Below are 24,759 nucleotides of genomic sequence, written 5' to 3'. Positions count from 1 at the left end.
GGCCCCGGCGGCACGCCGCGGGACCCCGCCGGACAGGTCCGGGGGCCGGACCCTCTACGGGCGCCCCGCCGCCGGGACCTCCTCGGCCGCCGGTACCGGACCGGGCGGGGTGCCGTCGCCGAACGGCCGGCCGCCCAGCTCCTCGCGGTGGTGCGGCGCGAGCCAGCCCGCGAGGTCGGGCCCGAGCGGCAGGATGCCGTTCGGGTTCACCCCGGTGTGCACCAGGTAGTAGTGCCGTTTGATGTGGTCGAAGTCGACGGTGTCGCCGAAACCGGGCGTCTGGTAGAGGTCGCGCACGTAACCCCGGAGTACCGGATCCTCGGCGATCTTGTACTGGTTGCACTTGAAGTGGCCGTGGTAGACCGCATCGAAGCGGACCAGCGTGGTGAACAGCCGGATGTCGGCCTCGGTGAGGGTGTCGCCCATCAGGTAGCGGCGGTCGGCCAGCCGCCGGGAGACGGTGGCCAGCCGGGCGAAGACCGCGCGGTAGGCGTCCTCGTATTCGTCCTGCGTGATGGCGAAACCCGCCCGGTAGACGCCACTGTTGACGTCCCGGTGGATGCCGTCCATCACCTCGTCCATCTCCTCGCGCAGCGCCTCGGGGTAGAGGTCGGGTGCGCCTTCCCTGTGCAGGGCGCGCCACTCGGTGGCGAAGTCCAGGGTGATCTGCTTGAAGTCGTTGGTCACCAGCTTGCCCGTGGGTACGTCCACGATCGCGGGCACGCTCACCCCGCCGGGATGGTCCTTTTCGCGCGCGTCGTACGCCTCGGCGAGGTAGCGGATGCCGAGTACCGGGTCACGGCCGCCCGCGTCGAGGGTGAAGCGCCAGCTGCGGTCGTCCTGGATCGGGTCGGTGACCGCGAGGGAGATCGCGCTCTCCAGGCCGAGCACCCGCCGCGAGATCAGCGCGCGGCTCGCCCAGGGGCAGGCGCGGCTCACGACGAGGCGGTAGCGGCCCGCCTCGACGGGCCAGCCGTCCCGGCCGTCCGCCGTGACGCGGTCGACGAAGTGGCTGCGCGAGCGCTTGAAGGGCCGGCGACCGTACTCCGCGTTGCCCGGGCGCGTACCGCCGTCGCCGTCAGTGCCGGTGTCTGTCGTGGTGGTGGGGCGCGTCGCCATGGTAGTCATCCCTCCGACGGTGCTCCCCCTCCACCTTTCCACCACGGGCCGGGGTACGCAGCCCTGCCGAAGGGATCGCCGGAGCCCGGCACCGGGCGGGGGCGGGCGGGGCGGGGCCGGCGTCAGCTCGTACGCGAGCTGTGCCCCGTGAACACGTCGATCAGGGCGACGATCAGCCCGGCCAGCACGAAGGCGACGGAGACGATCAGCCCGTGGTCGTACGCCTGGCGCCAGCCGTCGCTCGCGACCTGTGCGAAGAACACGGACCCGACCGCCGCGATCCCGATCGCCGAACCGACCCGCTGGCCGGTCTGGAGCGTGCCGCCCGCACTGCCGGCCGTCCTGACAGGCACCTCCGAGAGGGTCAGGGTCTGGTTGGGTGCGATGACGAGCCCGCTGCCGAGGCCGGCGAACAGCAGCGGCGCCGCCATCGCCCAGCCGACCCCCCGCCCGCTCACCTGGTGCACGGCGAGCGCCGTGAAGCCGAGCCCGACGACCACCATGGCCAGCCCGATGGCGACCAGCGGCCGGCCGAACCGGCCGACCAGCCGGCCGCCGATCCCCGCCGAGAAGCCCGACCCCAGGGCGAACGGCGTGATGGCGACACCCGCGAGCAGCGCCGAGTAGTGCAGACCGCTCTGGAGGTACAGCGTGCTGATGAAGAAGATCGAGGTGAAGCCCGCGAAGTAGAGAAGGATGAGCGAACTGCCCATCCAGAACGAGCGGATACGAAAGAGCGCGAGCTCGACGACGGGGTGGGTGCCGCGCGAGGTGCAACGGGCCTCCCAGGCCACGAACAGCGCGAGGATCACCACCGAGACGAGCACCAGCAGGTACTTCCCGCCGCCCTTCCACTGCTGGGCCTCGACGAACGGCAGCAGCAGGCAGAAGACGCCGGCCCCGAGCAGCAGCACGCCGAGCGGGTCGAGTTCCCGCATCCGCACCCGCGACGCCGAGGGGGTGTCAGGGAGCAGTATCCGGGCGAGCAGGACGCAGACCACACCGATGGGCAGGTTGACGTAGAACACCCAGCGCCAGCCTTCGGTGGGGCCCGCGGCCTGGATCAGCAGGCCGCCGAGGAGCGGGCCCACGGCGGTGGAGATGCCGACGACCGTGCCGAACGCGCCGAATGCCTTGCCGCGTTCGCGGCCCTTGAACATCTGCTGGATGAGCGCGGAGATCTGCGGCGAGACCATGCCGCCGGAGACGCCCTGCACGAGCCGCGCGATCACCAGCCAGAGGCTGGTCTGGGCGAGACCGCAGGCCGCGGAGGCGAGGGTGAACAGGGAGAGGCCGGTGATGAACACCGCGCGCCGTCCGCGCGCGTCGCCGAGACGGCCCGCCGGGATCAGGAAGAGGCCGAAGGCGAGTGCGTACCCGGACAGCACCCACTGCAGGTCGGACTCGGGCGTGTGCAGTCCGGAACGGATCGACGGCAGCGCCACATTGACGATCGACACGTCGAGCAGGGTCATGAATCCGGCGACCAGGCAGACGGCGAGAGCGCGCCAGCGGCGCGGGTCTGGCGCGTCCACGTCGGTGCCGTCCGTCGCGGGCTGACGCTCCACCACAGCGTGTCCTCTCCTCGTCCCCGCACCGGGGGTGCCGGGCGGGCGGGCCGCGTGGGACGGGGCCCTCGCGGGGACCCTATCCAGCGGAAACCGGCCGGGCACGCTCGGGTGGCGGTCGGGCGCGCCGAACCCGTCCGGGCCCGCCCGACTCGCGGGACGGGGCCGGACGGGCGGGTCGCGGGCGGGCGGGCTCACCGGGCCGTTCGGCCGGGCGCTAGCCGGTGTGCGCGTCCTCCTCGGTGACCGAGATGACGATCTTCCCCTTGCGGTGCTCGCGTTCCAGCGCCTCGTACGCGGCCCGGGTGCCGGACAGCGGGACGATCCGGTCCACGCGCGGGGTGAGCCGCCCGTCGTCGATGAGCGCGGTGAGCCGGTCCAGGCCGTGCCGGTCGGGCTCGACAACGAAGAAGACGCCGCGTGCCCCGTGGCGCCGCGCCTCCTGTTCGTCGGGCGGGGCGACGACGCTGACGAGGACCCCGCCGGGCCGCAGGACCTGCCAGGACCGGGTCTGGGTTTCGCCGCCCACGCAGTCGAGGACGACGTCCACGGCGGAGACCTCGTCCTCGAAGCGGGTGGTCCGGTGGTCCAGGACGCGGTCCGCGCCGAGCGCGGCGACGAAGTCGGCGCTGCTGCCGGACGCCGTCGCGGTCACGGTCGCCCCCATGGCCACGGCGATCTGCACGGCGAAGGAGCCGACCCCGCCCGCGGCGCCGTGCACGAGGACGTGCCCGCCGGCGCGCAGCCGGGCGTGTCCGTCGAGGGCCTGGAGGGCGGTGAGCCCGGCGAGCGGTACGGCGGCGCTCGCGGTGTGGCCAATCCCCGCCGGTCTGGTCGCGGCGACGTCCGCGGGCAGCGTGACGTAGTCGGCGGCGGCGCCGTCGCGGGTGAAGGGGATCAGCGCGTACACCTCGTCGCCGACGGCCCGCTCCGTGACGCCCTCGCCGAGCGCGGCGACGGTGCCGGAGACCTCGTGCGAGGGGATGACGGGGGTCCGGTCGCGCCCGGAGCCGTCGAAGCTGTCCGTCCAGCTGGCGGGCCAGGCGAGTTCGCCCGCGGTGATGGAGGCCGCGGCGACGGCGAGGAGTACCTCTCCCGGGCCGGGTCCTGGCCGCGGCGCTGTCTCGTAGCGGAGCTTTTCGGGACCGCCACGCTCGTGGGCGCGGACCGCGCGCATGGTCTCCATGGGGGCTGCCTCCGGGTCGGGATCGGTTCTCGGCCCGCGCCGCTGGGGGCCGGTACGGTACCCGCTCATCGTCACCCGCCGGTGCGTCGCGCACCACCGGGCCGCCGGCCGCCCCTCAGGTGCGGTGCCCTGGCCCGATTCCCGGGCACCGGCGACGATCGTAGGAATTTTCCAGACTCTTCACCGGCGACTTGTGATAACCGGTCAAGTATTTGCGGTCAACTGCCTTGTCCATGCTTTGTCATGTCCATAGATTATCGGCCGACGGCCCGTCGGGACGCGGACCGCCGCCAGAGGTACCTCAGCTCCGAAGCCGAATGCGAGGGATCCCGTGAGCATCTCCAGACGAACCGTCCTCCTCTCCGCGCTGGCGTCCACCGCCGCCGCGGGCGGCCTCGCCGCCGCGGGCGCGGCCCCCGCCGCCGCGGCCACCGCAACGCCTGCCGCTTCCGGGCCCGGGGACGTGGTCGGCAAGATCACCGTGGGCTACCAGGGCTGGTTCGCCTGCCCGGGCGACGGCGCCCCCATCAACAGCTGGTGGCACTGGAGCGCGAACGGCGGCCAGCCGCCGTCCCCCAGCAACACCACGCTGACCTCCTGGCCGGACATGCGCGAGTACCAGCACACCTACCGCACGGCGTACGCGAACCTCGGCAACGGGCAGCCCGCCACCCTCTTCTCGTCCTGGGACGACCAGAGTGTCGACACCCACTTCCGCTGGATGGCCGAGAACGGCTGCGACACCGCGGCGCTCCAGCGCTTCGACCCGGTCGGCGGCGAGGGGCCCACCCGCGACGGCATGGCCCAGAAGGTGCGCACCGCAGCCGAGGCACACGGCGTGAAGTTCTACGTGATGTACGACGTCACGCAGTGGACGAACATGCAGTCGGAGATCAAGACCGACTGGACGAACAAGATGAAGGCGCACACCGCCTCGGCCGCGTACGCGACGCAGAACGGCAAGCCGGTCGTGTGCGTCTGGGGCTTCGGCTTCAGCGACGACCACCGGGACTTCGCGGCACCGGCCTGCCTCGACGTCGTCAACTGGTTCAAGAGCCAGGGCTGTTACGTGATCGGCGGGGTGCCGACCCATTGGCGGGCCGGCACCGACGACTCACGGCCCGGATTCCTCGACGTCTACCACGCCTTCCACATGATCTCGCCCTGGATGGTCGGGCGGATCAGTACCGTCGCCGACGCCGACAACTTCCTGGCCAACCTCAACACCGGCGACCTCGCGGACTGCCAGGCACACGGCATCGACTACCAGCCGTGTGTGATCCCCGGCAACCTCCAGACGGGCGACCGGGCCCATGGCGACCTGATGTGGCGGCAGTTCTACAACCTGACCAAGATCGGTGTGCAGGGCTTCTACATCTCCATGTTCGACGAGTTCAACGAGGGCAACCAGATCGCCAAGACGGCCGAGACCACGGCCGACGTCCCGGCCGGCTCCGGCTTCCTGCCGCTCGACGAGGACGGCACCGCCTGCTCCGCCGACTACTACCTGCGGCTCACCGCGGACGGCGGCCGGATGCTGAAGAAGCAGATCGCCCTCACCCCGACCCGGCCCACCCAGCCCGTCGTCGGCGCTACGGGACCCACGCAGCCCACCGGTGACCTCGCACGCGGCCGCGCGACCGACGCCAGCAGCACCACCCAGGTCTACGCCCCGTCCAACGCCGTGGACGGCAACGCCTCGACGTACTGGGAGAGCGCCAACAACGCCTTCCCGCAGTGGTGGCAGGTCGACCTCGGGACGGCGCAGCCGGTCAAGCGGCTGGTGCTGAGCCTGCCGCCCGACACGGCGTGGGCGACCCGCACGCAGACCATCGCCGTGCTCGGCTCCTCGGACGGCCACACGTTCAGCACTCTCGCGGCCGCCGGCGGCCGTACCTTCGACCCGGCGACCGGCAACTCCGTCACGGTCTCCCTCACCTCGGCGGCCACGGCGCGCTACGTCCGCCTCCAGTTCACGGCGAACACCGGCTGGCCGGCGGGCCAGCTGTCGGGGGTGAGCGTCTTCGCGTCCTGAGCGGGCGCCGCAGGGAGCAGCCGCGGGCAGCGGGGGCCGCCGAACTCCGGCCGCCCCCGCGGGAAGTGGCGAGCAGGGGCGTGGTGTGCACCCGTCGCCGTCATCCTCCCCATGTCCTCCCCTCCCCGCCGAGACCGGCGTGCGACCCGACGCGCACACCACCGGGTCCCGGGCACCGCTGGTGAGGCCCGGCATGCGCGGGGCACGGCACGGTGGGCGGACCGCTCGCGCGGGGAGGGCGGGTGCTGCTCGGCGGTCCGCCGGGACATCAACTCGACGGCGTGCGCGGGGACCGCATGCCGAGCCACTGCTCGGCGCCCCATGCCTCGAAGCGCTCCACCTCGGTGAAGCCCAGCTTCGCGGCGAGGCGCGTCGAGCCGACGTTGGCGGTCTGGGTGGTGATCACCACCGGCTCGCCGGGCAGCGCGCCGGCGAGCCAGCCGAGTGCCGCCGCGCAGGCCTCGGCGGCGTACCCGAATCCCCAGGCCCGCGGCAGGAACAGGTAGCCGAGATCGGGCTTCCCCGCGGCAGCCGGGCGCCGGTGCCCCGTCGCTCTCCTGAGCAGGATCTGGCCGATCATCGACCCGTCGAGATCAACGACGAAGCTCCCGGGCCACCGCTCGGGCACCGCGGGCATCGCGCGCTCGATCTCGTCACGCGGCCGGGGGCCACCGAGGTAGGCGTGCACCTGCGGCGAGGCGAGCAGTTCGATGAACGCCGCTCGGTCCCGGGCCTCGGACTCACGGAGCACGAGCCGCTCGGTCCTGATCGGCTCAGGCGGCCAGGCGACGGGCCTGAGATCATCCATTCACGCACGCTACCAGCGTGGCCGAGGACACCGAAGGAGAACGCCTGACCCCACCCGGCTCCGAAACCCGGACAGCACCTAGACGGACCGCAGTGCGGCCCTGCGGCTGAGCGCGTTGAGGCCGGCGAGCGCGGCGTCCACGGCGGGGGTGAGGCGCAACGGGTCCGGTTCGAGTTTCACCAGTACCTGCAGGCCCTGAAGGAGCATGGTGAGCATCGCGGCGTTCGCCGCGAGGTCGACCCCCTCCGGCAACTCACCCTGCCGCACGGCATGTTCGAGGCCCTGGCGGAAGCCGTCCTCCACCACCGCCAGCACCTCGGCGAGGCAGTCCGCGACCGCCGGGTCCCCGGGCAGCGCCTCGCCCGCGGTGTTGGCGATCAGGCAGCCCCGCGGCTCCGCCTCCTCGGCGGCGAGCTGGAGGTAGCCCAGCATGATGGCGCGGATGCGTGGCAGTACCAGCCCCTCCGAGAGCAGCGCGGGCGCGAGGGAGCGCGCCTGCGCGTCGCGGTAGCGTTCGAGCGCGCGCAGGAAGAGGCCGTGCTTGTCGCCGAACGCCTGGTACAGACGCTCGCGTGGGATGCCGAGTTCCTCGGTGAGCTCGCCCAGGGAGGTCCTCTCGTACCCCTTGGTCCAGAACAGCTCCATGGCGTGGTCGACGACCCGGGCTTCATCGCGTGACTGAAGTCGAGACATGTCCGCATCGTAGCGCCGGGGCACGCGGGCACGAACGGGCTCTCCAGCGGGTGGGACAGGCCGGGTCGGACCGTCAGGGGCTCGGCCTCCCGTCGCCCCGCCCTGCCGTGCGCACGCGGGGACTTGCTGGATCGGGCGGATGGATGCGGCTCCCCCGGCTGCCGGTGCGCCGGCCCGTTCGGCACCGGTGAGCCACGGGCCGCTCACCCAGGCTCCGGCGTACGGCGGCAGCACGTCGGGCTGCGTGTGTCGCGGCGGTGGACACCCGGGCCGAGTGCGGTGAACACCCAGCTCCCCGCGAGTGAACTCCCCGCTCCCGCCGCGCGGTCGCTCCGCCCCGCCGGGTGCACGCGCAGGGCCCGCCCCGTCCGTGCGCTCCACGGACCGGACCGGACCGGACCGCGCCGACGGCGCGGCTCGCGACCCGTCCTCCGGCCCGGCCGCGCCGCTGAGAGAGCGGGACCGAGGCCGTCCGGGATCCACCGCGGCCCGCGGCTACGGTGCGGCAGGCGCGTCCCGGCGGGCCGTCGCACCCTCGTCCGTACCACCGCCGGAGCAGCGCTGGAGCCCCGTGGGCGCACCGGCGTGCCGCACGGCCCCGATGGCGTCGTCCGCGCGCGGATCCGCGCCGGCCCCCACCGGGCGTGCCGCGTCGTCCCCCGGTCCGGAGCCGGTCCGCTCCAGTTGGACAAGTTAGGCCACTTAACGAGAATGTTCTGCGTGAGCTGGGAGCCAGCCGGGTGCCCGCGGCGAGAATCGCCCGCGGGGTTGACTTAGTTAGGCATCTTTCCTGAATCATGGGCCTGCCATCGCTCCGTACCGCATCCGTCCGGAGGCCCTTCGTGCACCTACTGACCCGACGTCACCGGCACTGGGCAGCGGCCCTGTCCGGCGTCCTGCTCGCGGCACTCGTGCCGCTCGGCGCGGGAGCGAACGCGCGCGCCGACGCGTCCGCCGCCCCCGCACCGCTCCCGCCCCCGCCCGTCAGCACCCCTCGCTTCGCCGACACCACCGTCGGCGGCCAGGGCTCGGCCACCCCCATCCGCTCCTGGCAGGTCCAGTCGAGCGCCGTCACCCACGATGCGGGCGGCACCGTGTCCCGTACCGGCTACGGCACCCACGGCTGGTACGTCGCACCCGCGCGTTCCACGGTGATGGCCGCGATGCTCGCCGACGGCCTGTATCCGGACATCTTCTACTCGAAGAACCTCAGCCAGGTCGACCCGGCGATGTTCCAGGTCGACTGGTGGTACCGGTCCACCTTCACCGTGCGGGGCGGCACGTCGGGGGGCCGTACGGTGCTGCGCGCCGACGGCATCATTCCCGGCGCCGACGTGTGGGTGAACGGGAAGAAGGTCGCCTCGCGCGACACGGTGCGGGGCGGCTACACCGTCCATGACGTCGACATCACGGACGTCGTCCACCCCGGCACCAACGCCCTCGCGTTCAGCGTCCCGCCCGCCGATCCCGACAAGGACCTCACGCTCGGCTGGGTCGACTGGAATCAGGACCCGCCGGACAACAACATGGGGATCTGGCGGGACGTGGAGATCCTCCGCACCGGCGGCGTCTCCCTGAGCGACGCCCACGTCACACCGTCGCTCGATCTGCCCTCGCTCGACCGGGCGTCCCTCACCGTGTCCGTCGACGCGCACAACGCCTCCGACCGGCCGGCCACCGTCACCGTCGGCGGCACGATCGGCGGCCACGGCACGCCCATCGTCCTGCGCCGCACGGTCGGCCTGGCCGCGGGCCAGACCCGTACGGTCACCTTCACCTCGACGGTGCGCCACCCCGCCGTGTGGTGGCCCGTGGGTCAGGGCGCGCATCCGCTCTACGGCCTGCGTCTGACGGCGACGCAGGGCGGCCGTGTGAGCGACCGGGCGTCGGCCTCGTTCGGTATCCGGACGGTCACCAGCTCGGTGGCTCCGGGTGGCGGGCAGCAGTTCGTCGTCAACGGCCGTACGGTGCAACTGCGTGGCGGCGGCTGGGCGCCCGACATGTTCCTGCGGGACGATCCGCGGCGCACGGGCGCGCAGCTCGGCTACGTGAGCGACCTCGGCCTCAACACGGTCCGGCTCGAAGGGAAACTGGAGAACCCGGAGTTCTACGACCTGGCGGACCGCGCGGGCATCATGGTGCTGGCGGGGTGGGAATGCTGTGACAAGTGGGAGGCCTGGGCCGGCACCGGCGGTGAGCCGTGGGACGCGGCGGACCACACGGTAGCCACACGCTCGGCGGCCGACGAGGCCGTACTCCTGCACAACCATCCGTCCGTCGTCGCCTTCCTCATCGGCAGCGACAACGCGCCGCCGTCCGACATCGCCACCGCCTACGCCGACGCCTTTCGAACGGCCGGCTGGTCAGTGCCGCTCATCTCCGCGGCCTCGGACCAGTCGACGCAGCCCACCGGCGACTCGGGCATGAAGATGAACGGCCCGTACGCGTACGTCCCGCCCGACTACTGGTACTCGAAACGGGACGACGAGGGGGGCGCGATCGGCTTCGACTCCGAGGTCAGCGCGGGCGAGTCGATCCCGAACCAGGACAACCTCGACCAGTTCATGACGCCGCAGGAACAGCGTCAGCTGTGGCAGGAGCCGAAGACCGACCAGTACCACGCGGGCGGCAACGGCTCGCAGTTCTCGGACCTGTCGATCTTCGACAACGCGCTGTCGGAGCGCTACGGCCCGCCGACGGGCCTGAGCGACTACGTGCGCAAGGCGCAGCTGTCCAACTACGAGACGACGCGCGCCCAGTTCGAGGCGTTCGGCGCGAACCAGGACGCGGCCCAGCCGGCGACCGGGGTCATCTACTGGATGCTCAACAACGCCTGGCCGAGCCTGCACTGGCACTTGTTCGACAGCAACCTGGACCAGGACGCCGCCTACTTCGGCGCGAAGAAGGCGGACGAGCCGGTGCACGTCCAGTTCGCCTACGACACGGGCGCGGTGCAGGTCGTCAACCACACACCGGACCCGACCGGGGCGCTCACCGCGCGGGTCCTGGTGCGTGACCTCGACGGGTCGGTACGGCTGGACCAGCGGGCGGATCTGGCGCCGGTCGGTGGCGGACACACCGCCACCGCGCTCACGCTGAAGCCGCCGGCCGGGCTGTCGACGGCCTATTTCGTGGAGCTGACACTGACCGACGCGCACGGCCGGCAGGTCAGCCGCAACGTCTACTGGAACTCCACGAAACCGGACGTCCTGAACCACGCAAGGACGACCTGGTACTACACCCCGCAGAGCGGCTACGCCGACCTGACAGGGCTGCAGTCGCTCGCCGGCGCGGACATCCACGCGACGGTGGAGACCACCGGGCACGGCGGCCGTACGCGTACGGCCGTCACCCTGCGCAACACAGGAAAGGTGCCCGCCGTCGACCTGCACACGACCGTGGTGCGCGGCCCGAGCGGCACGCACATCGCGCCGGTGTCGTGGAGCGACAACGACGTGACCCTCTTCCCCGGCCAGCGGGTCACCCTGACGGCGTCGTACGACGGGGCCGGCCTGCACGGCTCCGCACCGGCCGTACAGCTCACCGGCTTCAACTCCGGGGGGCCGACCGTCCTGCGCTGAGCGGACGACGTCGCTGGACGACCGGTGCGCGTGGCCGGCGACCGGCGTGCAGGGGCACTCCCCCGACGGGAGTGCCCCTGCACGCGCCCGGTGCGGGCGGCCCGGCCGGACCGCGCACCACGTCCCGGGCGCGGGCGGCATTTACCGTATACGCCATCAGATGGTGCATACGGTGGGTCTCATGGCCCCTGACCACGACGACGACAGCCGGCACGTCCCGGACCCGGGGGAGCCCGTGCCCGCCCCGCCCGCGGACGGCGGCGCCCACCGGCACGGCGGGCACGGACGGCCCCGGGGTGTCCGGGACCGGTGGCGGGAGTTCACGCGATCGCCGTTCCTGCCCGCCGTCGTCATCGTGCTCATCGCCTCGGCGGGCGCGGGCCTCTTCGCGGGCTCGTACACGTACAACATGGCGAACCCGACGCCCCGGCACATCCCCGCGGCCGTCGTGGGCGACGGTTCCGCGCCCCGCGCGAAGGCCTTCACGGACGGGCTGGAGAAGGGGCTCAACACCTCCATCGGCCTGCACGCGTACCCGTCCCCGGCGGCTGCCCGGCACGCGGTCGAGGAGCAGCGGGTCTTCGCGGTCATCACCTTCCGCACGTCGGGTGCCCGCACGGCCGTACGGATGGACGTGGCGAGCGCGGCGGGCCAGTCGGTGGCCCAGGTGCTGGCGACGGCCGCGCCCAAGGCGGCCAGGGCCGCGTCGGTGCCGCTCACGCTGGGGGACCTCAAGCCGCTGCAGAAGGGGGACCCGCGCGGCCTGGCGATCTTCTACATCACGCTGGCGGCCACCATCCTCGGGTTCGTCGGCGCCATCCAGCTGAGCGTGAACGCGCGCCGGCTCGTGCCGTTCGAACGCGTGCTGGCGATCGTCGCGAACTCGCTGCTGGGCGGGTTCACCATCGCCGCGGTGGTGGACTGGTGGCTCGGCGCGCTGAACCTGCCGTTCGCGCAGTCGTGGCTGATCCTCGCCTGCACGATGTTCACCTCGGGCATGGTCTTCACCGCGTTCAACACCCTGTTCGGACGGTGGGCGCTGCTGCCCACCTGGGGACTGCTGGTACTGCTCGGCAACCCGTCGTCCGGGGGCGCGGTGTCGTGGCCGCTGCTGCCGTCGGTGCTCGGCCGCATCGGGCAGTGGCTGCCGCCGGGCGCGTCGGTGAACGCCCAGCACACGGCGGTGTACTTCGGCGACGCGCAGCACGCCTTCCCGTACCTGGTACTGCTGCTGTGGGCGGCGCCGTCCACGGCGATCTTCTGGGTGTGGCGCCACCGGCACCCGGGCGGGCGCGACCGCGCGCCCGCCACCACCGCGGCGCACGCGGCGGACGGCGGCACCGCGGCATCCTGAGCCCGGCCACCCCCGGCCCCGGTCCTGCCGGGGGCCGAGGTGCGGCCCCCGGAGGGCCGGGGCACGCGGAGTGCCGAGCCGATCAGGCGAGCACGGCACCCACCGCAACCCGGCCACCGGCCGTCCGCCGCGCATCCGTCGGTACGTGCCGGCGGGTGCGGCGGGCGGTCGGTCAGTTCTCGCTGTCCAGGGTGGCCAACTGGGCGGCGGCGTACCGTTCGCCCGCCGCGGCCCCCACGGGCACGGCCCGTTCGATCGCGGCCAGGTCGTCGCCGTCGAGGGTGACCTCCGCGGCGCCGAGCGCCTCGTCGAGCCGGTCGCGCCGGCGCGCGCCGACCAGCGGCACGATCTCGTCTCCGCGGGAGAGCACCCACGCGATGGCGATCTGCGCGACGCTCACGCCCTTGTCCCGCGCGACCTGCCGCAGCCTCTCCACGAGGTCCAGGTTGTGGCCGAGGTTGTCGCCCTGGAAGCGGGGGCTGTGAGCACGGAAGTCGTTCGCCGCGAGTTCCCGTTCCCTGCTGAAGTGCCCGCTGATCAGACCGCGTGAGAGGACGCCGTACGCCGTGACGCCAATACCGAGTTCGCGCAGCGTGGGCAGGATGCGCTCCTCGATGCCGCGCGAGATGAGCGAGTACTCGATCTGGAGATCGCTGATCGGCGCCACGGCGGCGGCCCGGCGGATGGTGTCGGCGCCCACCTCGGACAGCCCCACATGGCGCACGTGTCCGGCCTGCACCAGCTCCGAGATCGCGCCGACCGTCTCCTCGACGGGCACGGCCGGGTCGAGCCGCGCCATCCGGTAGATGTCGATGTGGTCGACACCGAGGCGGGTGAGCGAGTACGCGGCGAAGTTCTTCACCGCGGCGGGCCGCCCGTCGTAACCCGACCAGCCGCCGTCGGGGTCCCGGAGCCCGCCGAACTTGACGCTCGTCAGGGCCCGTTCGCGCGCGCCGGGCGACGCGGTCCGCAGCGCCTCGTTGATGAGGAGCTCGTTGTGCCCCATGCCGTAGAAGTCACCGCTGTCGAGGAGGGTGATGCCCGCGTCGAGCGCCGCGTGAATGGTCGCGACCGACTCGGCGCGGTCCGCATCGCCGTACAAGGCGGACATGCCCATGCAGCCGAGCCCGAGGGCGGACACGGTGGGGCCGGAGGCGCCCAGAGTGCGGACGGGGAAGGAGGTGGTCATCGCGAGGACTCCCTGGAGGCGCTGTGTGCTGTCCCGTCATGTCTACCGCCCCCACCCCGTGGGCGTGAACGCGGCCGCGACTTCGATGGCGCCGGCGTGGGGAACGCTCCCGCCCGCACCCGCCCCGGCATGCGGTGACCGCTGCACGGCGACCCGCGCCGGAGAGTCCCGGGCATCGCGGGGAACCGCCGTCACCGCCGATCCTCCCGGTGACGAAGGGCGGACGCGGACACCGGCTCCAGTATCCGGTGCCCGCACCCGCCTCCGCCACACGGCATGCTCGCCCCGAGCCGGTCGTCACTGCCGAGCCGTGCGTGACTCCGTCTGCCCCCGATTCGCCGGCCCCAACTGCTCCGACCGGGTGATCTCTCCTGGCGCGTGCTCAGGCTCCCGGGCGCGGATCGCGGTCGGAGCGGGGCCACACGTACGGCAGCCCGGCCGGGACGTCCGGGAAAAGCGGCCGGTAGTACTCCGGGTCCTTGGTGACGAGCGCGGAGCGGTGGCTGCGGTGGAACTCCTCCTCCCCGAGCCACGGCGGGACCTCGCCGGCCTCCGCGAGCACCCGGGCCTCCCGTACCGGAGCACCCGGACGGTGCGTGGCGAACCCGGCCACGAGCTTGGCCGCGCAGGTGTCGGCCCGCCCGGCCTCGCTCCAGACACGGCACACCTCAAGGCCGTAGCGGACGAGGGCTTCCTCGTACCCGGTCCACATGCGCACCGCCGGATGGTGTCGCCACCCGTGGCCGGGCACGGTCAGCCCTCTGAGCACCTGCAGCGCCTCCACCCGCTGCTTGCCGAGGCGGCGCGGGTCGAGGACGCCCGCGCTGGCCGCGAAGCCCGGGCACGGCAGGAAGGTCTGCATGTGCCCCATCCTGAGGGGCCGCGCGGTGACGGCAATCGGGGCGGTGGCGGGGAGCCGCGGACGGGCGGCACCCCCTGGCGGCACCCCGTGGCGGGGGCGCGGGCGGCGGGCGGCACCCCGTGACGGGTGCGACGGGCCGCGCGGGCGGCCGGGGAACGACCGCAGGCCGACGCCCGCTCCCGGGCCCTGTCCCCGGCGGCCCGCCGGTGTGCGAGAGTGCGAAGATGGTGACTGAGACGGCCGGGACGGCAGGAACAGCAGAGCGGTTCGAGGTGCGGCGGGATGTCGCGGTGCCCCCCGAGCGGGTGTTCGCGCTCCTGTGCGATCCGCGGGGCCATGTGACGATCGACAGTTCCGGAATGCTTCAGTCCGCCGACGGGGAGCCGGTGCGGGCGGTGGGCGACGCGTTCGTCGTGCACATGGACCGGCAGGCGCTGGGCGACCGCCCGATGGGCCGGTACGACGTCACGGTGATCATCACGGCGTTCGAGCAGGACCGGCACGTCGAGTGGACCATCTCGGGGACCATCCAGCCGCCGCTGCGACACCTGTACGGCTACCGGCTCGACGCCCTGCCGGACGGCGGCGGCACCCGCGTCGCCTCGTACTACGACTGGAGCGGCATCGACCCGGTGTACCGGGAGAAGGGGGTCTTCCCGGTGATCCCCGAAGCGGCGCTGCGCGCGACGCTCGGCATCCTCGCGCGGACCGTGGAACACCCGGCCTGACCGGGGCCGCCGCACGGCTCAGGCGTCAAGGCCCCGCCAGGGGACGCTGGTTAACGCGGGTGTAACACGCCGGATCTAGCGTGCGAGGTCCACCAACGTGAGGTGCACCGTGCAACTGACCCCGCACGAGCAGGAGCGCCTGCTCATCCATGTCGCCGCCGATGTTGCGGCACGCCGCCGGGAGCGCGGGCTGCGGCTGAACCACCCCGAGGCGGTCGCGCTGATCACGGCGCACATCCTGGAGGGGGCGCGGGACGGCCGTACGGTCGCGGAGCTGATGGCCTCGGGCCGCACGGTCCTCACCCGGGCCGACGTGATGGACGGCATCGCCGAAATGATCCCCGACGTGCAGGTGGAGGCGACCTTCCCGGACGGCACCAAGCTCGTCACCGTCCACGAGCCGATCGTCTGAGGGGGCGCCTTGATTCCCGGTGAGATCCTCTACGGCGAGGGGCCCGTCGTCCTCAACGAGGGGGCGCGGACGACCGTCCTGACGGTCCTCAACACCGCCGACCGCCCGGTGCAGGTCGGTTCGCACTACCACTTCGCCGAAGCCAACCCCGGACTCGACTTCGACCGGGCGGCGGCGCGCGGCAGACGCCTCGGCATCGCCGCGGGCACCGCCGTGCGTTTCGAGCCGGGCATCCCGGTCGAGGTCACGCTGGTACCGCTGGCGGGGCGCCGGATCGTGCCGGGGCTGCGCGGCGAGACGGGAGGCCCTCTCGATGGCTGAACTGTCACGGCCCGCGTACGCCGACCTGTTCGGACCGACCACGGGCGACCGGATACGCCTCGCCGACACGGATCTGCTGGTGGAGATCGAGGAGGACCGCTCAGGCGGCCCCGGACGGGCGGGCGACGAGGCCGTGTTCGGCGGCGGGAAGGTCATCCGCGAGTCCATGGGGCAGTCGCGGACGACACGGGCCGAGGGCGCGCCGGACACCGTCATCACGGGCGCGGTGATCATCGACCACTGGGGGATCGTCAAGGCCGACATCGGCATCACTGACGGCCGGATCCGCGCGATCGGCAAGGCCGGCAACCCCGACACCATGGACGGGGTGCATCCGGGGCTGGTCATCGGCCCGGAGACGGAGATCATCGCGGGCAACGGGAAGATCGTGACCGCGGGCGCGATCGACGCGCACGTCCACTTCATCTCCCCGACCCTGATCGACCAGGCCCTGGCCACCGGGGTCACCACGCTCGTCGGCGGTGGCACGGGGCCGGCCGAGGGGTCGAAGGCGACCACGGTCACACCGGGTTCCTGGCATCTGGCACGGATGTTCCAGGCGCTGGACGCCTCCCCCGTCAATATCGGCCTGCTGGGCAAGGGCAACACCACATCGCGTGCGGCCCTGTACGCCCAGCTGCGCGGCGGCGCGGCCGGATTCAAGATCCATGAGGACTGGGGCGCGACGCCGGCGGCCATCGACACCGCACTCGGGGTGTGCGAGGAGAGCGGGGTCCAGCTGGCCATCCACACCGACACACTCAACGAGGCGGGCTTCGTCGGCGACACCCTGGCGGCGATCGCCGGGCGGACCATCCACGCATACCACACCGAGGGAGCGGGCGGCGGCCACGCCCCCGACATCATCACGGTGGTGTCCGAGCCGTACGTCCTGCCCAGTTCCACCAATCCGACCCGGCCGCACACCGTCAACACCGTCGAGGAGCACCTCGACATGCTGATGGTGTGCCACCACCTCAACCCGGCGGTGCCGGAGGACCTGGCCTTCGCGGAGTCGCGGATCCGGCCCACCACCATCGCGGCGGAGGACATCCTGCACGACCTCGGGGCGATCTCGATCATCTCCTCCGACTCGCAGGCCATGGGACGCATCGGCGAAGTGATCATGCGGACGTGGCAGACCGCGCACGTGATGAAGCGGCGCAGGGGCGCACTGCCGGGCGACGGCCGCGCGGACAACCACCGGGCCCGTCGCTATGTCGCCAAATACACCATCAATCCCGCGGTGGCGCAGGGCATGGACCACGAGATCGGTTCGGTGGAGCCCGGCAAACTCGCCGACCTGGTGCTGTGGGAGCCCGCGTTCTTCGGGGTCAAGCCGCAACTGGTCATCAAGGGCGGGCAGATCGCGTACGCGCAGATGGGCGACGCCAACGCGTCGATCCCGACGCCGGGCCCGGTCCTGCCCCGGCCCATGTTCGGCGCGCTGGGCCGGGCCGCCGCCGCGGGCTCCGTGACCTTCGTGTCCGAGGCCGCGATCGAGGCCGGACTGGCGGAACGGCTCGGCCTGGACAAGCGGTTCGCGGCGATCCGCGGCACCCGCGAGGTCACCAAGGCCGACATGCGGGAGAACGACGCGCTGCCCCGCGTGGAGGTCGACGCGGACACCTTCACCGTCAGTATCGACGGCGAGCCGGTCGAGCCCGAGCCTGCCACCGAACTGCCGCTCGCACAGCGGTACTTCCTCTTCTGAGAATGGCAGCGGCAGTGGTCGGCCAGGGGCCGGGCGAAGCCCCGCACGCAGGCGCCGGCGCCTGCGCCGGCGGCGCGTTCGGCGCGGGATGTGACGGCCCGGTGGACGACAGGTCCGGCGACAGGGGGGACCGCGCTTTCGAGAACCTGCCCGGCGACGGACGCGACGGTGCTCTCCACGACGGGCCGGGCGACGGGCGGTACCGGACGGGCCGTGCCGCCCTGCTCGTCCTCGCGGACGGCCGCTTCCCGGCCGGCTCCCACGCCCACTCCGGCGGCATGGAGGCCGCCGTCGCGGCCGGACGCGTGCACGACGCGCGGACGCTGGAGTCGTTCTGCCGCGGCCGACTGCACACGGCCGGCCTCACCGCAGCCGGCCTCGCGGCAGCCGCCGCGTACGGGTGCGCGTACGGACACGAGCCGCTGGCGCTCGACGCACTGGCGGACGCCCGTACGCCGTCCCCCGCACTGCGGGCCACCGCGCGACGGCTGGGCAGGCAGTTGATGCGGGCCGCGCGGGCCGCCTGGCCGGGAGACGAACTCGACGCGCTCGCAGCGGCCCGGCCCCGCGGAGCGCACCAGCCGGTCGTGCTCGGGGTGACGGCACGGGCCGCCGGGCTCGGCGCCGTGGACGCCGCGCACTGCGCGGTGTACGAAGCGGTCGGCGGACCCGCCACGGCCGCCGTGCGCCTGCTCGGCCTCGACCCCTTCGAGGCGACGGCGGTACTGGCCCGGCTCGCGCCGGTGCTGGACGAGGTCGCGGAGCGGGCCGTACGGGCGGCGCGCGAGGGCCCGGACGCACTGCCCGCCGCGTCGGCACCCCTGCTGGACATCGGCGCGGAGGCGCACGCGGCGTGGCCGGTCCGGCTGTTCTCGTCCTGAGCCGGGCGGCCGGTCCGTACGCGGCGGCGGCACCACGGATCGGCCGGCTCGGTCCGGTCCAGTGCGGTCCCGGTCCGGTCCGGTCCGGCCGTACGACGGTCCGCGCGGTCGCCGCATCGGCCGCGGCCGCCATCCGTATCCGCCCGCCCCCGTTGCCTCCCCCGCCAGCCCTCGATCCGCCCACCCCGACAGGAGTCATGCCATGCACCTCGACCATGCGGAATCCGCCCTGCTGACGGACGCGGGGCCCCGTGCGCTCAGTGCCGACGCACGAGGCCCCGACGGTGGCCGGCGGGCACTGCGGATCGGCCTCGGCGGGCCGGTCGGTTCCGGGAAGACGGCGACGGTGGCCGCGCTGTGCCGCGCACTGCGCGACACCCTCTCGCTGGCGGTCGTCACCAACGACATCTACACACGCGAGGACGCCGAATTCCTGCTGCGTGAGGCGGTCCTGCCGCCGGAGCGCATTCAGGCGGTGGAGACCGGCGCGTGTCCGCACACCGCGATCCGCGACGACATCTCCGCCAATCTGGAGGCCGTGGAGGATCTGGAGGCCACGGTCGGCCCGCTGGATCTGATCATGGTGGAGTCGGGCGGGGACAATCTCACCGCCACGTTCTCCCGCGGTCTGGTCGACGCGCAGATCTTCGTCATCGACGTGGCGGCCGGCGACGACATCCCGCGCAAGGGCGGGCCCGGCATCACCCGGTCCGATCTGCTGGTCATCAACAAGACGGACCTCGCCCCGTACGTGGGGTCCGATCTCGGCCGGATGGCGCGCGACGCGGGCGAGCGACGCGGCGCGCTGCCGGTCCTGCTGACCTCGCTGAAGGCGCCGGACGGGATCGCACCGGTGGCCGCTTGGGTGCGCGAGCGGCTTGCGGCCTGGACGGCATGAGCGGGGGCGTCCGCGCCACGGCGCGCATCGTCGCCACCCGGGACGGGCTCACCGTGCTCAGCGGCGAGGGGCCGCTGGCGCCGCGCCGGACGCGGGCGGTGGACGGCGGCCTGCGGGTCACCCTGGTCGGCGCGATGAGCGCACCGCTCGGCGGGGACCGGCTGGCCGTCGAGATCGACGTACGGCCCGGCGCGGAGCTCACCGTGGACGCCGCCGCCGCGACCATCGCGCTGCCGGGCCGCGAAGGCGGGGCCGCCCACTACGACGTGCGGATCGTCGTGGCGGCGGGGGCCACGCTGCGGTGGCTGCCAGGGCCCCTGGTGAGTGTGGCCGGTTCCCTGCTGTTCCTGCGGACGCGGGCCGAACTGGCCCAGGGTGCACGGCTGGTGGCGCGGGAGGAGCTGGTGCTCGGCCGGCACGGCGAAGCGTCCGGCACGGTCACGAGCCGCCTGAGCGTCCGGTACGGGGGCATGCCGCTGCTGGACCAGGAGACGGCGTCCGGCCCCGGCGCGCCGCCGGGATGGGACGGCGGCGCGGTGCTCGGCGGTCACCGTGCCCTGGGCCAACTCCTCTGCGTGGAACCGGACTTCGAGAACGCACCGGTACCCAGCCGGTCCCTCGGCGAGAGTGCGGTGCTCACGCCGCTGGCCGGTCCCGCCGCCCTGGCCACCGCGGTGGCGGCCGACGGCCTGCGGTTGCGCAAAACCCTGGACGCGGCGTTCGCCGCGCTGCGGGACGTACGTCCCGGTGCCTGACGGGCCGGGCCCGGCGGACCGGGCCGGCCCCGCCGGTCAGCCGATGTTCACGTCGACGCAGGTGTAGAAGGCGTTGGCGGTGTCGGCGATGTTCCAGACCGCCAGTACCTTCTGCTTGCCGCGCAGGTCACCGAAGTCGACCTGATGGGTCACGGTCGCACCGGGGATCCGGCCGTCGTCGTTGAACTCGGCGATCTTTCGGTCGCCGACGAAGTACTGCCAGGTGCTGGTCGCGTGACGTGCCGTCAGTGTCCAGCTGAAGGTGGTGCTGGTGCCCACCGGTGTGACCTGCCAGCCTTTGGCGTCGTCGTCGAGCTCGGCGAACCTGGCGTTGCCGCCGCTGCAGCTCTTGAGCCCCTTGGGGCCCTCCACGCTCTGCGGCTCGTATCTGATGTCGCCGCAGCTGACGGTTCCGGCGGCGCACTGCGCCTGCCTGCTGGGCGGGGTGGAGACGTAGCCGTGCGCGGCGGCCTGACTCGCCGGGAGCGCCACGGCGACCACCGGTGAGATCACCGCGGCCACGAGGGCGACCTTGAGCTTCCTGCTTCCACGCATCGCGAACTCCTTCACCTGGCACGCACCCCGGTTGCTCGCGGACCGTGGGGAGTCGCCGCGCGGACGGCGGTGCGCGCCTCTGGTCGAGTGTGGGGACTTGGCTGTGCGAAGGGCGGCGGTGCGGAGCCGCCCTTTCGCTCCCCTGCCGGGGTGCGGGGAACAGCGGCACCGCCCTGGCCCCGACCCTACAGAATGACGTGCTCGCGTCAATAGGAGCAAAGGTAGCCGGGCGGGGCCGGCGGGGGCCCGCCGGCCCCGCCGAACCTCGCTCAGCGGCCCCGCGCGAGCAGGATCGGAGCCGCCACCGGCGCGGTCCCGCCGTCCGGCAGCAGGCCCCTGGCGGCGAGTTCCGGGATCACTCCCTCGCCGAACCAGTACGCCTCCTCCAGGTGCGGATAGCCGGAGAAGATGAAGTGCTCGATACCGAGCCGGTGGTACTCCTCGATCCGGTCGGCCACCTCCGCGTGGGCGCCGACCAGCGCGGTGCCGGCGCCTCCCCTGACGAGTCCCACTCCCGCCCACAGGTTCGGCGAGATCTCCAGGCTGTCCTTGGAACCGCCGTGCAGGGCGAGCATCCGCCGCTGGCCCACCGACTCGCTGCGCCCCAGGGCCTCCTGGGCCGCGGCGACGGTGTCCCGGTCGAGGTCGTCGAGCAGCCGGCCGGCCGCCGCCCACGCGTCCGCCGCACGATCGCGCGTGATGGTGTGCAGCCTGACGCCGAACCGGACCGTACGTCCCTGCCGCGCGGCAAGCTCCCGGATCCACTCGATCTTCCGGGCCACCTGCCCGGGTGGTTCGCCCCAGGTCAGGTACACATCGGCGTGACGCGCGGCGACCGGACCCGCCGCCTTGGACGAGCCGCCGAAGAAGACCTCGGGAAGCGGGTCGGGCGGCTGCGCGGTGAGACCGCCCGCCACCTGGTAGTGCTCGCCGTCGAAGTCGAAGGGCGCGCCGGACCACACTCCGCGTACCACCGTGAGGAACTCGTCGGTGCGGGCGTAGCGGCTGTCGTGGTCCGCGTGGTCCCCGAACCGGCGCTGCTCGGTGCTGTCACCGCCGGTGACGACGTTTAGCAGGAGCCTGCCGCGGGTGACGCGCTGATACGTCGCCGCCATCTGCGCGGCGAGCACCGGCGAGATCACACCGGGCCGGAACGCCACCAGGAACTTGAGCCGTTCGGTCTGCTGGGACAGCGCGATCGTGGTGAGCCACGCGTCCTCGCACCAGGTGCCGGTCGGGGTGAGGACGCCCTCGAAGCCCAGGCGTTCGGCGGCCTTGGCGATCTGCGCCAGATATTCGATGTCGGGCGGCCGGATGCCCGGGACCGGGACGGGGCCGCCCGGCCCCGCGGCTCCGGCGTACGCGTGCCGGTCCACGAGGGTGCGGCCGTCACCGCCGGTGGGCAGGAACCAGTGCAGGTGCAGGCTCATCGCAGTGCCTTTCGTCGGTACGACGGGAGAGCAGGCCGACGAGCGGCGCGGGGCGGTGTGTCAGGGCGCGGACCGGCCCCGGCAGGTCCGGCGGCCGCGCCCGCGAACACACCGCGGGGCCGCACGGCGGGCCGCCCGGGAGGCGGGCCGGGAGTCGGGGTGCCCGGGCGCGGGGGGCTGGGGTGCGCGGTGGTGCTTCGGCGTCAGCGCGCGGGACGACACGCGGCGGACGCGACACGCAGCAGGTCGATGTGGCCGCGCCGGGTGAGCATCGCGGAACGTGGCAGGGCAGGGACGCAGGCGACCGGGCCGCCGGGGGCCAACGGAGCACTTTGCCAAGCCTGTTGACTCACGCGTCCCGCTCCTCTTCCGTCCGCTCACGCAGCACGTGGAGCCCGGGCAGGTTCACCACGACGGCCTCCTGGGTACTGCGGGCGATCACCACCACGGCCTCCTCGTCACGGCTGGGGTTCTCCTCGCGGTGCGGCACGTACGGGGGCACGAAGACGTAGTCGCCGGGCGAGGTGCGGATCCTGATCTCCTCGGGCTCCGGGCCCGTGCCGTCCAGGAAGACGAACTCGGGGTGGCCCGAGACAACATGGATGGCGGTCTCGGACGCGCCGTGGTGGTGGTCGGAGGAGGCGGTGCCGGGTGCGACGTGCGTCTGGCCCATCCAGATGCGTTCGGAGCCGACGGTGCGTCCGCTGATCGCGGCGAAGCGCCGCATGCCACCGCTCTGCGCGGTGTCGGCGTCGAGCGCGTCGGCACGTACGTGGTGCAGGCGGGTGCGCAGCGGCGCGGTGGCGTGGTCCGGTCCCGGGAGGTCCGGGTGGAACGCGTCGCGTCCTGGGCGGGCCCCGGGCCCGGCTGCTGCGTCGGACGAAGAGGTCTGCGAAGCCATGGGTTCATCCCTGCTCGGCGGGGTGCGGCGGGCTGCGGGCCCGGTGCGACCGTAGAGAGCGGGGCGAATGGATGTCAAGATGTGTCCATTCACGCCGGGACGGTCGGCCCGGGCCCCGGGCGACCCCGAGGAGAGGCCCTCCCATGCAGATTTCGGCCAGGACCGACTACGCCGTGCGGGCGCTCGTCGAGCTGGCGGCCGACGCCGCGCGACCGCTCAACTGCGAGAGCGTGGCGTCGGCGCAGGGCATTCCGTTCCGGTTCCTCAAGTCGGTCTTCCGCGACCTGCGGCAGGCGGGGCTGGTGCGCAGCCAGCGCGGCTGCGAGGGCGGGTACTGGCTCGGCAGGGACGCGGCGGCGATCTCCGTCGCGGACGTGATGACGGCCGTGGACGGGGAGTTCTTCACCCTTCGGGGCGCCCCGCTCGCCGGGCTCTCCTACCCCGGAGCGGCCGGCGCGCTGCCCGACGTGTGGCGCGCGGCGGCGGACGCGGCGCTCGGCGTACTGGCGTCGACCACGATCGCCGACCTCACGCTCTCCGCGGTGCGGGCATGACGGCTCCCGGCGCCGCGGCCGCACGTACGCCGGGCAGGACGAGCCCACTCGCCGCCCGGGCGACGGAGCCACGACGGCCCGACCCGCGGCCCTTCGCGGACCCCGCGCCGGTGCGGCAACCGGCGACAGGAGCCGAACTCGCGCTCACCGTCACCGAGTTCACCGACCCGGCGTGCCCCTGGGCGTGGGGGTCGGAGCCCGCGCTGCGGCTGCTGGGGCACACGCTCGGACCACTCTGGCGCTGGCGCCGCGTCTTCGGGATCCTCTTCGACGAGGACGACGACGAGGCGCCCGACCCGTCGGCCGAGGCCCGCTGGTACGACGGCTTCATCCGTGAGGTCGCCGCGCACACCGGGGCGCCGTACCCCGAGGCGCTGCGCTGGCTCACGCGCAGCAGCTGGCCCGCCTCGGCGGCGGCGAAGGCAGCCGAGACGCAGGGCCGCGAGGTCGGCGAGCGGGTGCTGCGGCGGCTGCGCGAGTCGACGTTCGTGCATGGCACCCCGGCCGACACGGCGGACGGCATCCGCTGGGCCGTGACCGGCGTACCGGGGCTGGACGTGGGGCGGTTGATGGACGAGGCGGCGTCCGCCGCGACCCGGGCGGCGGTGGCCGCGGACCGCGCGCAGGCGCGCAGGCCGATCGCCGAGGTGGTCGGCCTGGACGGCGACGGTCCGCATCCGGGCGGCGCCAAGGAGCTGGCACGCGGGCGTCGTTACGCGCTGCCGACGCTGCTGTTCGAGGGGCCGGGCGGGCGGGTGTGCGCGCCGGGCTGGCAGAGCTTCGACGCGTTCCTCGCGGCGGCGGGACGCGCGGCGGGCTCGTCGGCACAGCGTGCCGCGAGGCCGTCCGCGAGCGCCGCCCTGGAGCGCTGGCGCAGCCTCTCGGGGCCCGAACTCGCGCTGCTCACACGGGAGCAGGCGCCGCCGCGCGACGCCGTGCGCATCCGCACAGCGGGCGGCCCGCTGTGGCTGCATCCCGCCGAAACCGCGGCAAGAAGCGCAGGTCGATGAGGTCTCGGTGAATGAGACACCTACAGGTGTCCATTGACAGCTCCCCGGGGTGGGGCGAGGATGACTGCCATGCATGCGATGCACCCCGGTGTGGTCTGCCGCTACGTGGACTTCCTGCGCACCTCCAGCGCCCTCTGTCGCTGACGCGACCGCGTCCGCCGGCCCCTCTCGGCCGGTGGCGCCCCGTGCCGCCGCCGTGCGACGG

23 protein-coding genes are annotated in these 24,759 nt (G+C 73.3%); 12 read left to right on the top strand and 11 right to left on the bottom strand.

Annotation, left to right across the window (positions count from 1 at the left end; genetic code table 11):
* Positions 1 to 54: 54 nt before the first annotated feature.
* The 3 genes from OG310_RS31665 to OG310_RS31655 all read right to left on the bottom strand — a co-directional run bounded on the left by OG310_RS31665 (position 55) and on the right by OG310_RS31655 (position 3,873).
* Positions 55 to 1,128 (bottom strand): glutathione S-transferase family protein, encoded by a 1,074-nt coding sequence (locus OG310_RS31665; protein WP_329459265.1) that lies wholly within the window; start codon positions 1,126 to 1,128, stop codon positions 55 to 57.
* A 113-nt stretch (positions 1,129 to 1,241) separates the two neighbouring features.
* Complete coding sequence (locus OG310_RS31660) at positions 1,242 to 2,690, bottom strand: MFS transporter (protein ID WP_329459264.1); 1,449 nt, start codon at positions 2,688 to 2,690, stop codon at positions 1,242 to 1,244.
* Between the two features lie 214 nt (positions 2,691 to 2,904).
* Entirely contained in the window at positions 2,905 to 3,873 is a 969-nt protein-coding gene (locus OG310_RS31655) for an NADP-dependent oxidoreductase (protein ID WP_329459263.1), read from the bottom strand.
* Positions 3,874 to 4,204: 331 nt separating this feature from the next.
* Here OG310_RS31655 and OG310_RS31650 point away from each other — a divergent pair, with 331 nt between their 5' ends.
* Entirely contained in the window at positions 4,205 to 5,908 is a 1,704-nt protein-coding gene (locus OG310_RS31650; protein WP_329459262.1) for a discoidin domain-containing protein, read from the top strand.
* Positions 5,909 to 6,176: 268 nt separating this feature from the next.
* Here OG310_RS31650 and OG310_RS31645 read toward each other — a convergent pair whose 3' ends face one another.
* Both OG310_RS31645 and OG310_RS31640 read right to left on the bottom strand, forming a co-directional pair.
* Positions 6,177 to 6,716: a GNAT family N-acetyltransferase gene (locus tag OG310_RS31645; RefSeq protein WP_329459261.1), complete on the bottom strand. Its 540-nt coding sequence runs from the start codon at positions 6,714 to 6,716 to the stop codon at positions 6,177 to 6,179.
* Between the two features lie 78 nt (positions 6,717 to 6,794).
* Positions 6,795 to 7,409: a TetR/AcrR family transcriptional regulator gene (locus tag OG310_RS31640; RefSeq protein WP_329459260.1), complete on the bottom strand. Its 615-nt coding sequence runs from the start codon at positions 7,407 to 7,409 to the stop codon at positions 6,795 to 6,797.
* 842 nt (positions 7,410 to 8,251) lie between these two features.
* On the opposite strand from OG310_RS31640, the gene OG310_RS31635 reads away from it, so the two are divergent.
* Both OG310_RS31635 and OG310_RS31630 read left to right on the top strand, forming a co-directional pair.
* A complete protein-coding gene (locus OG310_RS31635) occupies positions 8,252 to 10,990 on the top strand; it encodes a glycoside hydrolase family 2 protein (RefSeq protein WP_329459259.1) in 2,739 nt (912 codons plus the stop codon).
* A gap of 181 nt (positions 10,991 to 11,171) precedes the next feature.
* Positions 11,172 to 12,344, top strand: coding sequence for an ABC transporter permease (locus OG310_RS31630; RefSeq protein ID WP_329459258.1), 1,173 nt, complete (start codon positions 11,172 to 11,174; stop codon positions 12,342 to 12,344).
* Positions 12,345 to 12,516: 172 nt separating this feature from the next.
* Here OG310_RS31630 and OG310_RS31625 read toward each other — a convergent pair whose 3' ends face one another.
* Both OG310_RS31625 and OG310_RS31620 read right to left on the bottom strand, forming a co-directional pair.
* On the bottom strand, positions 12,517 to 13,533 hold the full coding sequence (locus tag OG310_RS31625; protein ID WP_329459257.1) for an aldo/keto reductase: 1,017 nt from the start codon (positions 13,531 to 13,533) through the stop codon (positions 12,517 to 12,519).
* 382 nt (positions 13,534 to 13,915) lie between these two features.
* Positions 13,916 to 14,395, bottom strand: coding sequence for an MSMEG_6728 family protein (locus tag OG310_RS31620; RefSeq protein ID WP_329459256.1), 480 nt, complete (start codon positions 14,393 to 14,395; stop codon positions 13,916 to 13,918).
* A gap of 224 nt (positions 14,396 to 14,619) precedes the next feature.
* On the opposite strand from OG310_RS31620, the gene OG310_RS31615 reads away from it, so the two are divergent.
* The 7 genes from OG310_RS31615 to OG310_RS31585 all read left to right on the top strand — a co-directional run bounded on the left by OG310_RS31615 (position 14,620) and on the right by OG310_RS31585 (position 20,104).
* Positions 14,620 to 15,123 carry an SRPBCC family protein gene (locus tag OG310_RS31615; protein ID WP_329459255.1) on the top strand — a complete coding sequence of 168 codons (504 nt, stop codon included), beginning with the start codon at positions 14,620 to 14,622 and terminating at the stop codon, positions 15,121 to 15,123.
* Between the two features lie 109 nt (positions 15,124 to 15,232).
* On the top strand, positions 15,233 to 15,535 hold the full coding sequence (locus tag OG310_RS31610) for an urease subunit gamma (RefSeq protein WP_329459254.1): 303 nt from the start codon (positions 15,233 to 15,235) through the stop codon (positions 15,533 to 15,535).
* Between the two features lie 9 nt (positions 15,536 to 15,544).
* On the top strand, positions 15,545 to 15,856 hold the full coding sequence (locus OG310_RS31605; protein WP_329459253.1) for an urease subunit beta: 312 nt from the start codon (positions 15,545 to 15,547) through the stop codon (positions 15,854 to 15,856).
* Positions 15,849 to 17,570, top strand: coding sequence for an urease subunit alpha (locus OG310_RS31600; protein WP_329459252.1), 1,722 nt, complete (start codon positions 15,849 to 15,851; stop codon positions 17,568 to 17,570). The genes OG310_RS31605 and OG310_RS31600 overlap by 8 nt, the downstream gene beginning before the upstream one ends.
* Before the next feature lie 221 nt (positions 17,571 to 17,791).
* The gene (locus tag OG310_RS31595) at positions 17,792 to 18,451 is read left to right on the top strand and encodes an urease accessory protein UreF (protein ID WP_329460481.1); all 660 of its coding nucleotides are present in this window, start codon (positions 17,792 to 17,794) and stop codon (positions 18,449 to 18,451) included.
* A 202-nt stretch (positions 18,452 to 18,653) separates the two neighbouring features.
* Positions 18,654 to 19,349, top strand: coding sequence for an urease accessory protein UreG (ureG, locus tag OG310_RS31590; protein ID WP_329459251.1), 696 nt, complete (start codon positions 18,654 to 18,656; stop codon positions 19,347 to 19,349).
* On the top strand, positions 19,346 to 20,104 hold the full coding sequence (locus OG310_RS31585; protein ID WP_329459250.1) for an urease accessory protein UreD: 759 nt from the start codon (positions 19,346 to 19,348) through the stop codon (positions 20,102 to 20,104). Before ureG ends, OG310_RS31585 begins: the two co-directional genes overlap by 4 nt.
* 36 nt (positions 20,105 to 20,140) lie before the next feature.
* Here OG310_RS31585 and OG310_RS31580 read toward each other — a convergent pair whose 3' ends face one another.
* The 4 genes from OG310_RS31580 to OG310_RS31570 all read right to left on the bottom strand — a co-directional run bounded on the left by OG310_RS31580 (position 20,141) and on the right by OG310_RS31570 (position 22,990).
* Entirely contained in the window at positions 20,141 to 20,659 is a 519-nt protein-coding gene (locus OG310_RS31580) for a lytic polysaccharide monooxygenase auxiliary activity family 9 protein (protein ID WP_329459249.1), read from the bottom strand.
* 269 nt (positions 20,660 to 20,928) lie between these two features.
* Positions 20,929 to 22,089, bottom strand: a complete 1,161-nt coding sequence (locus OG310_RS31575; RefSeq protein WP_329459248.1) for an LLM class flavin-dependent oxidoreductase — start codon at positions 22,087 to 22,089, stop codon at positions 20,929 to 20,931.
* Between the two features lie 203 nt (positions 22,090 to 22,292).
* Positions 22,293 to 22,361, bottom strand: a complete 69-nt coding sequence (locus tag OG310_RS38630) for a putative leader peptide (protein ID WP_443078912.1) — start codon at positions 22,359 to 22,361, stop codon at positions 22,293 to 22,295.
* A gap of 77 nt (positions 22,362 to 22,438) precedes the next feature.
* The gene (locus tag OG310_RS31570; RefSeq protein ID WP_329459247.1) at positions 22,439 to 22,990 is read right to left on the bottom strand and encodes a cupin domain-containing protein; all 552 of its coding nucleotides are present in this window, start codon (positions 22,988 to 22,990) and stop codon (positions 22,439 to 22,441) included.
* A 143-nt stretch (positions 22,991 to 23,133) separates the two neighbouring features.
* On the opposite strand from OG310_RS31570, the gene OG310_RS31565 reads away from it, so the two are divergent.
* Complete coding sequence (locus tag OG310_RS31565) at positions 23,134 to 23,544, top strand: RrF2 family transcriptional regulator (protein ID WP_329459246.1); 411 nt, start codon at positions 23,134 to 23,136, stop codon at positions 23,542 to 23,544.
* Positions 23,541 to 24,554 (top strand): DsbA family protein, encoded by a 1,014-nt coding sequence (locus OG310_RS31560; RefSeq protein ID WP_329459245.1) that lies wholly within the window; start codon positions 23,541 to 23,543, stop codon positions 24,552 to 24,554. The genes OG310_RS31565 and OG310_RS31560 overlap by 4 nt, the downstream gene beginning before the upstream one ends.
* The last annotated feature ends 205 nt before the right edge of the window (positions 24,555 to 24,759 follow it).

Source organism: Streptomyces sp. NBC_01497 (genome assembly GCF_036250695.1).
In the GTDB taxonomy this organism is placed as follows: Bacteria; Actinomycetota; Actinomycetes; order Streptomycetales; family Streptomycetaceae; genus Streptomyces.
This window is presented reverse-complemented; position numbering and strand designations above follow the sequence as displayed.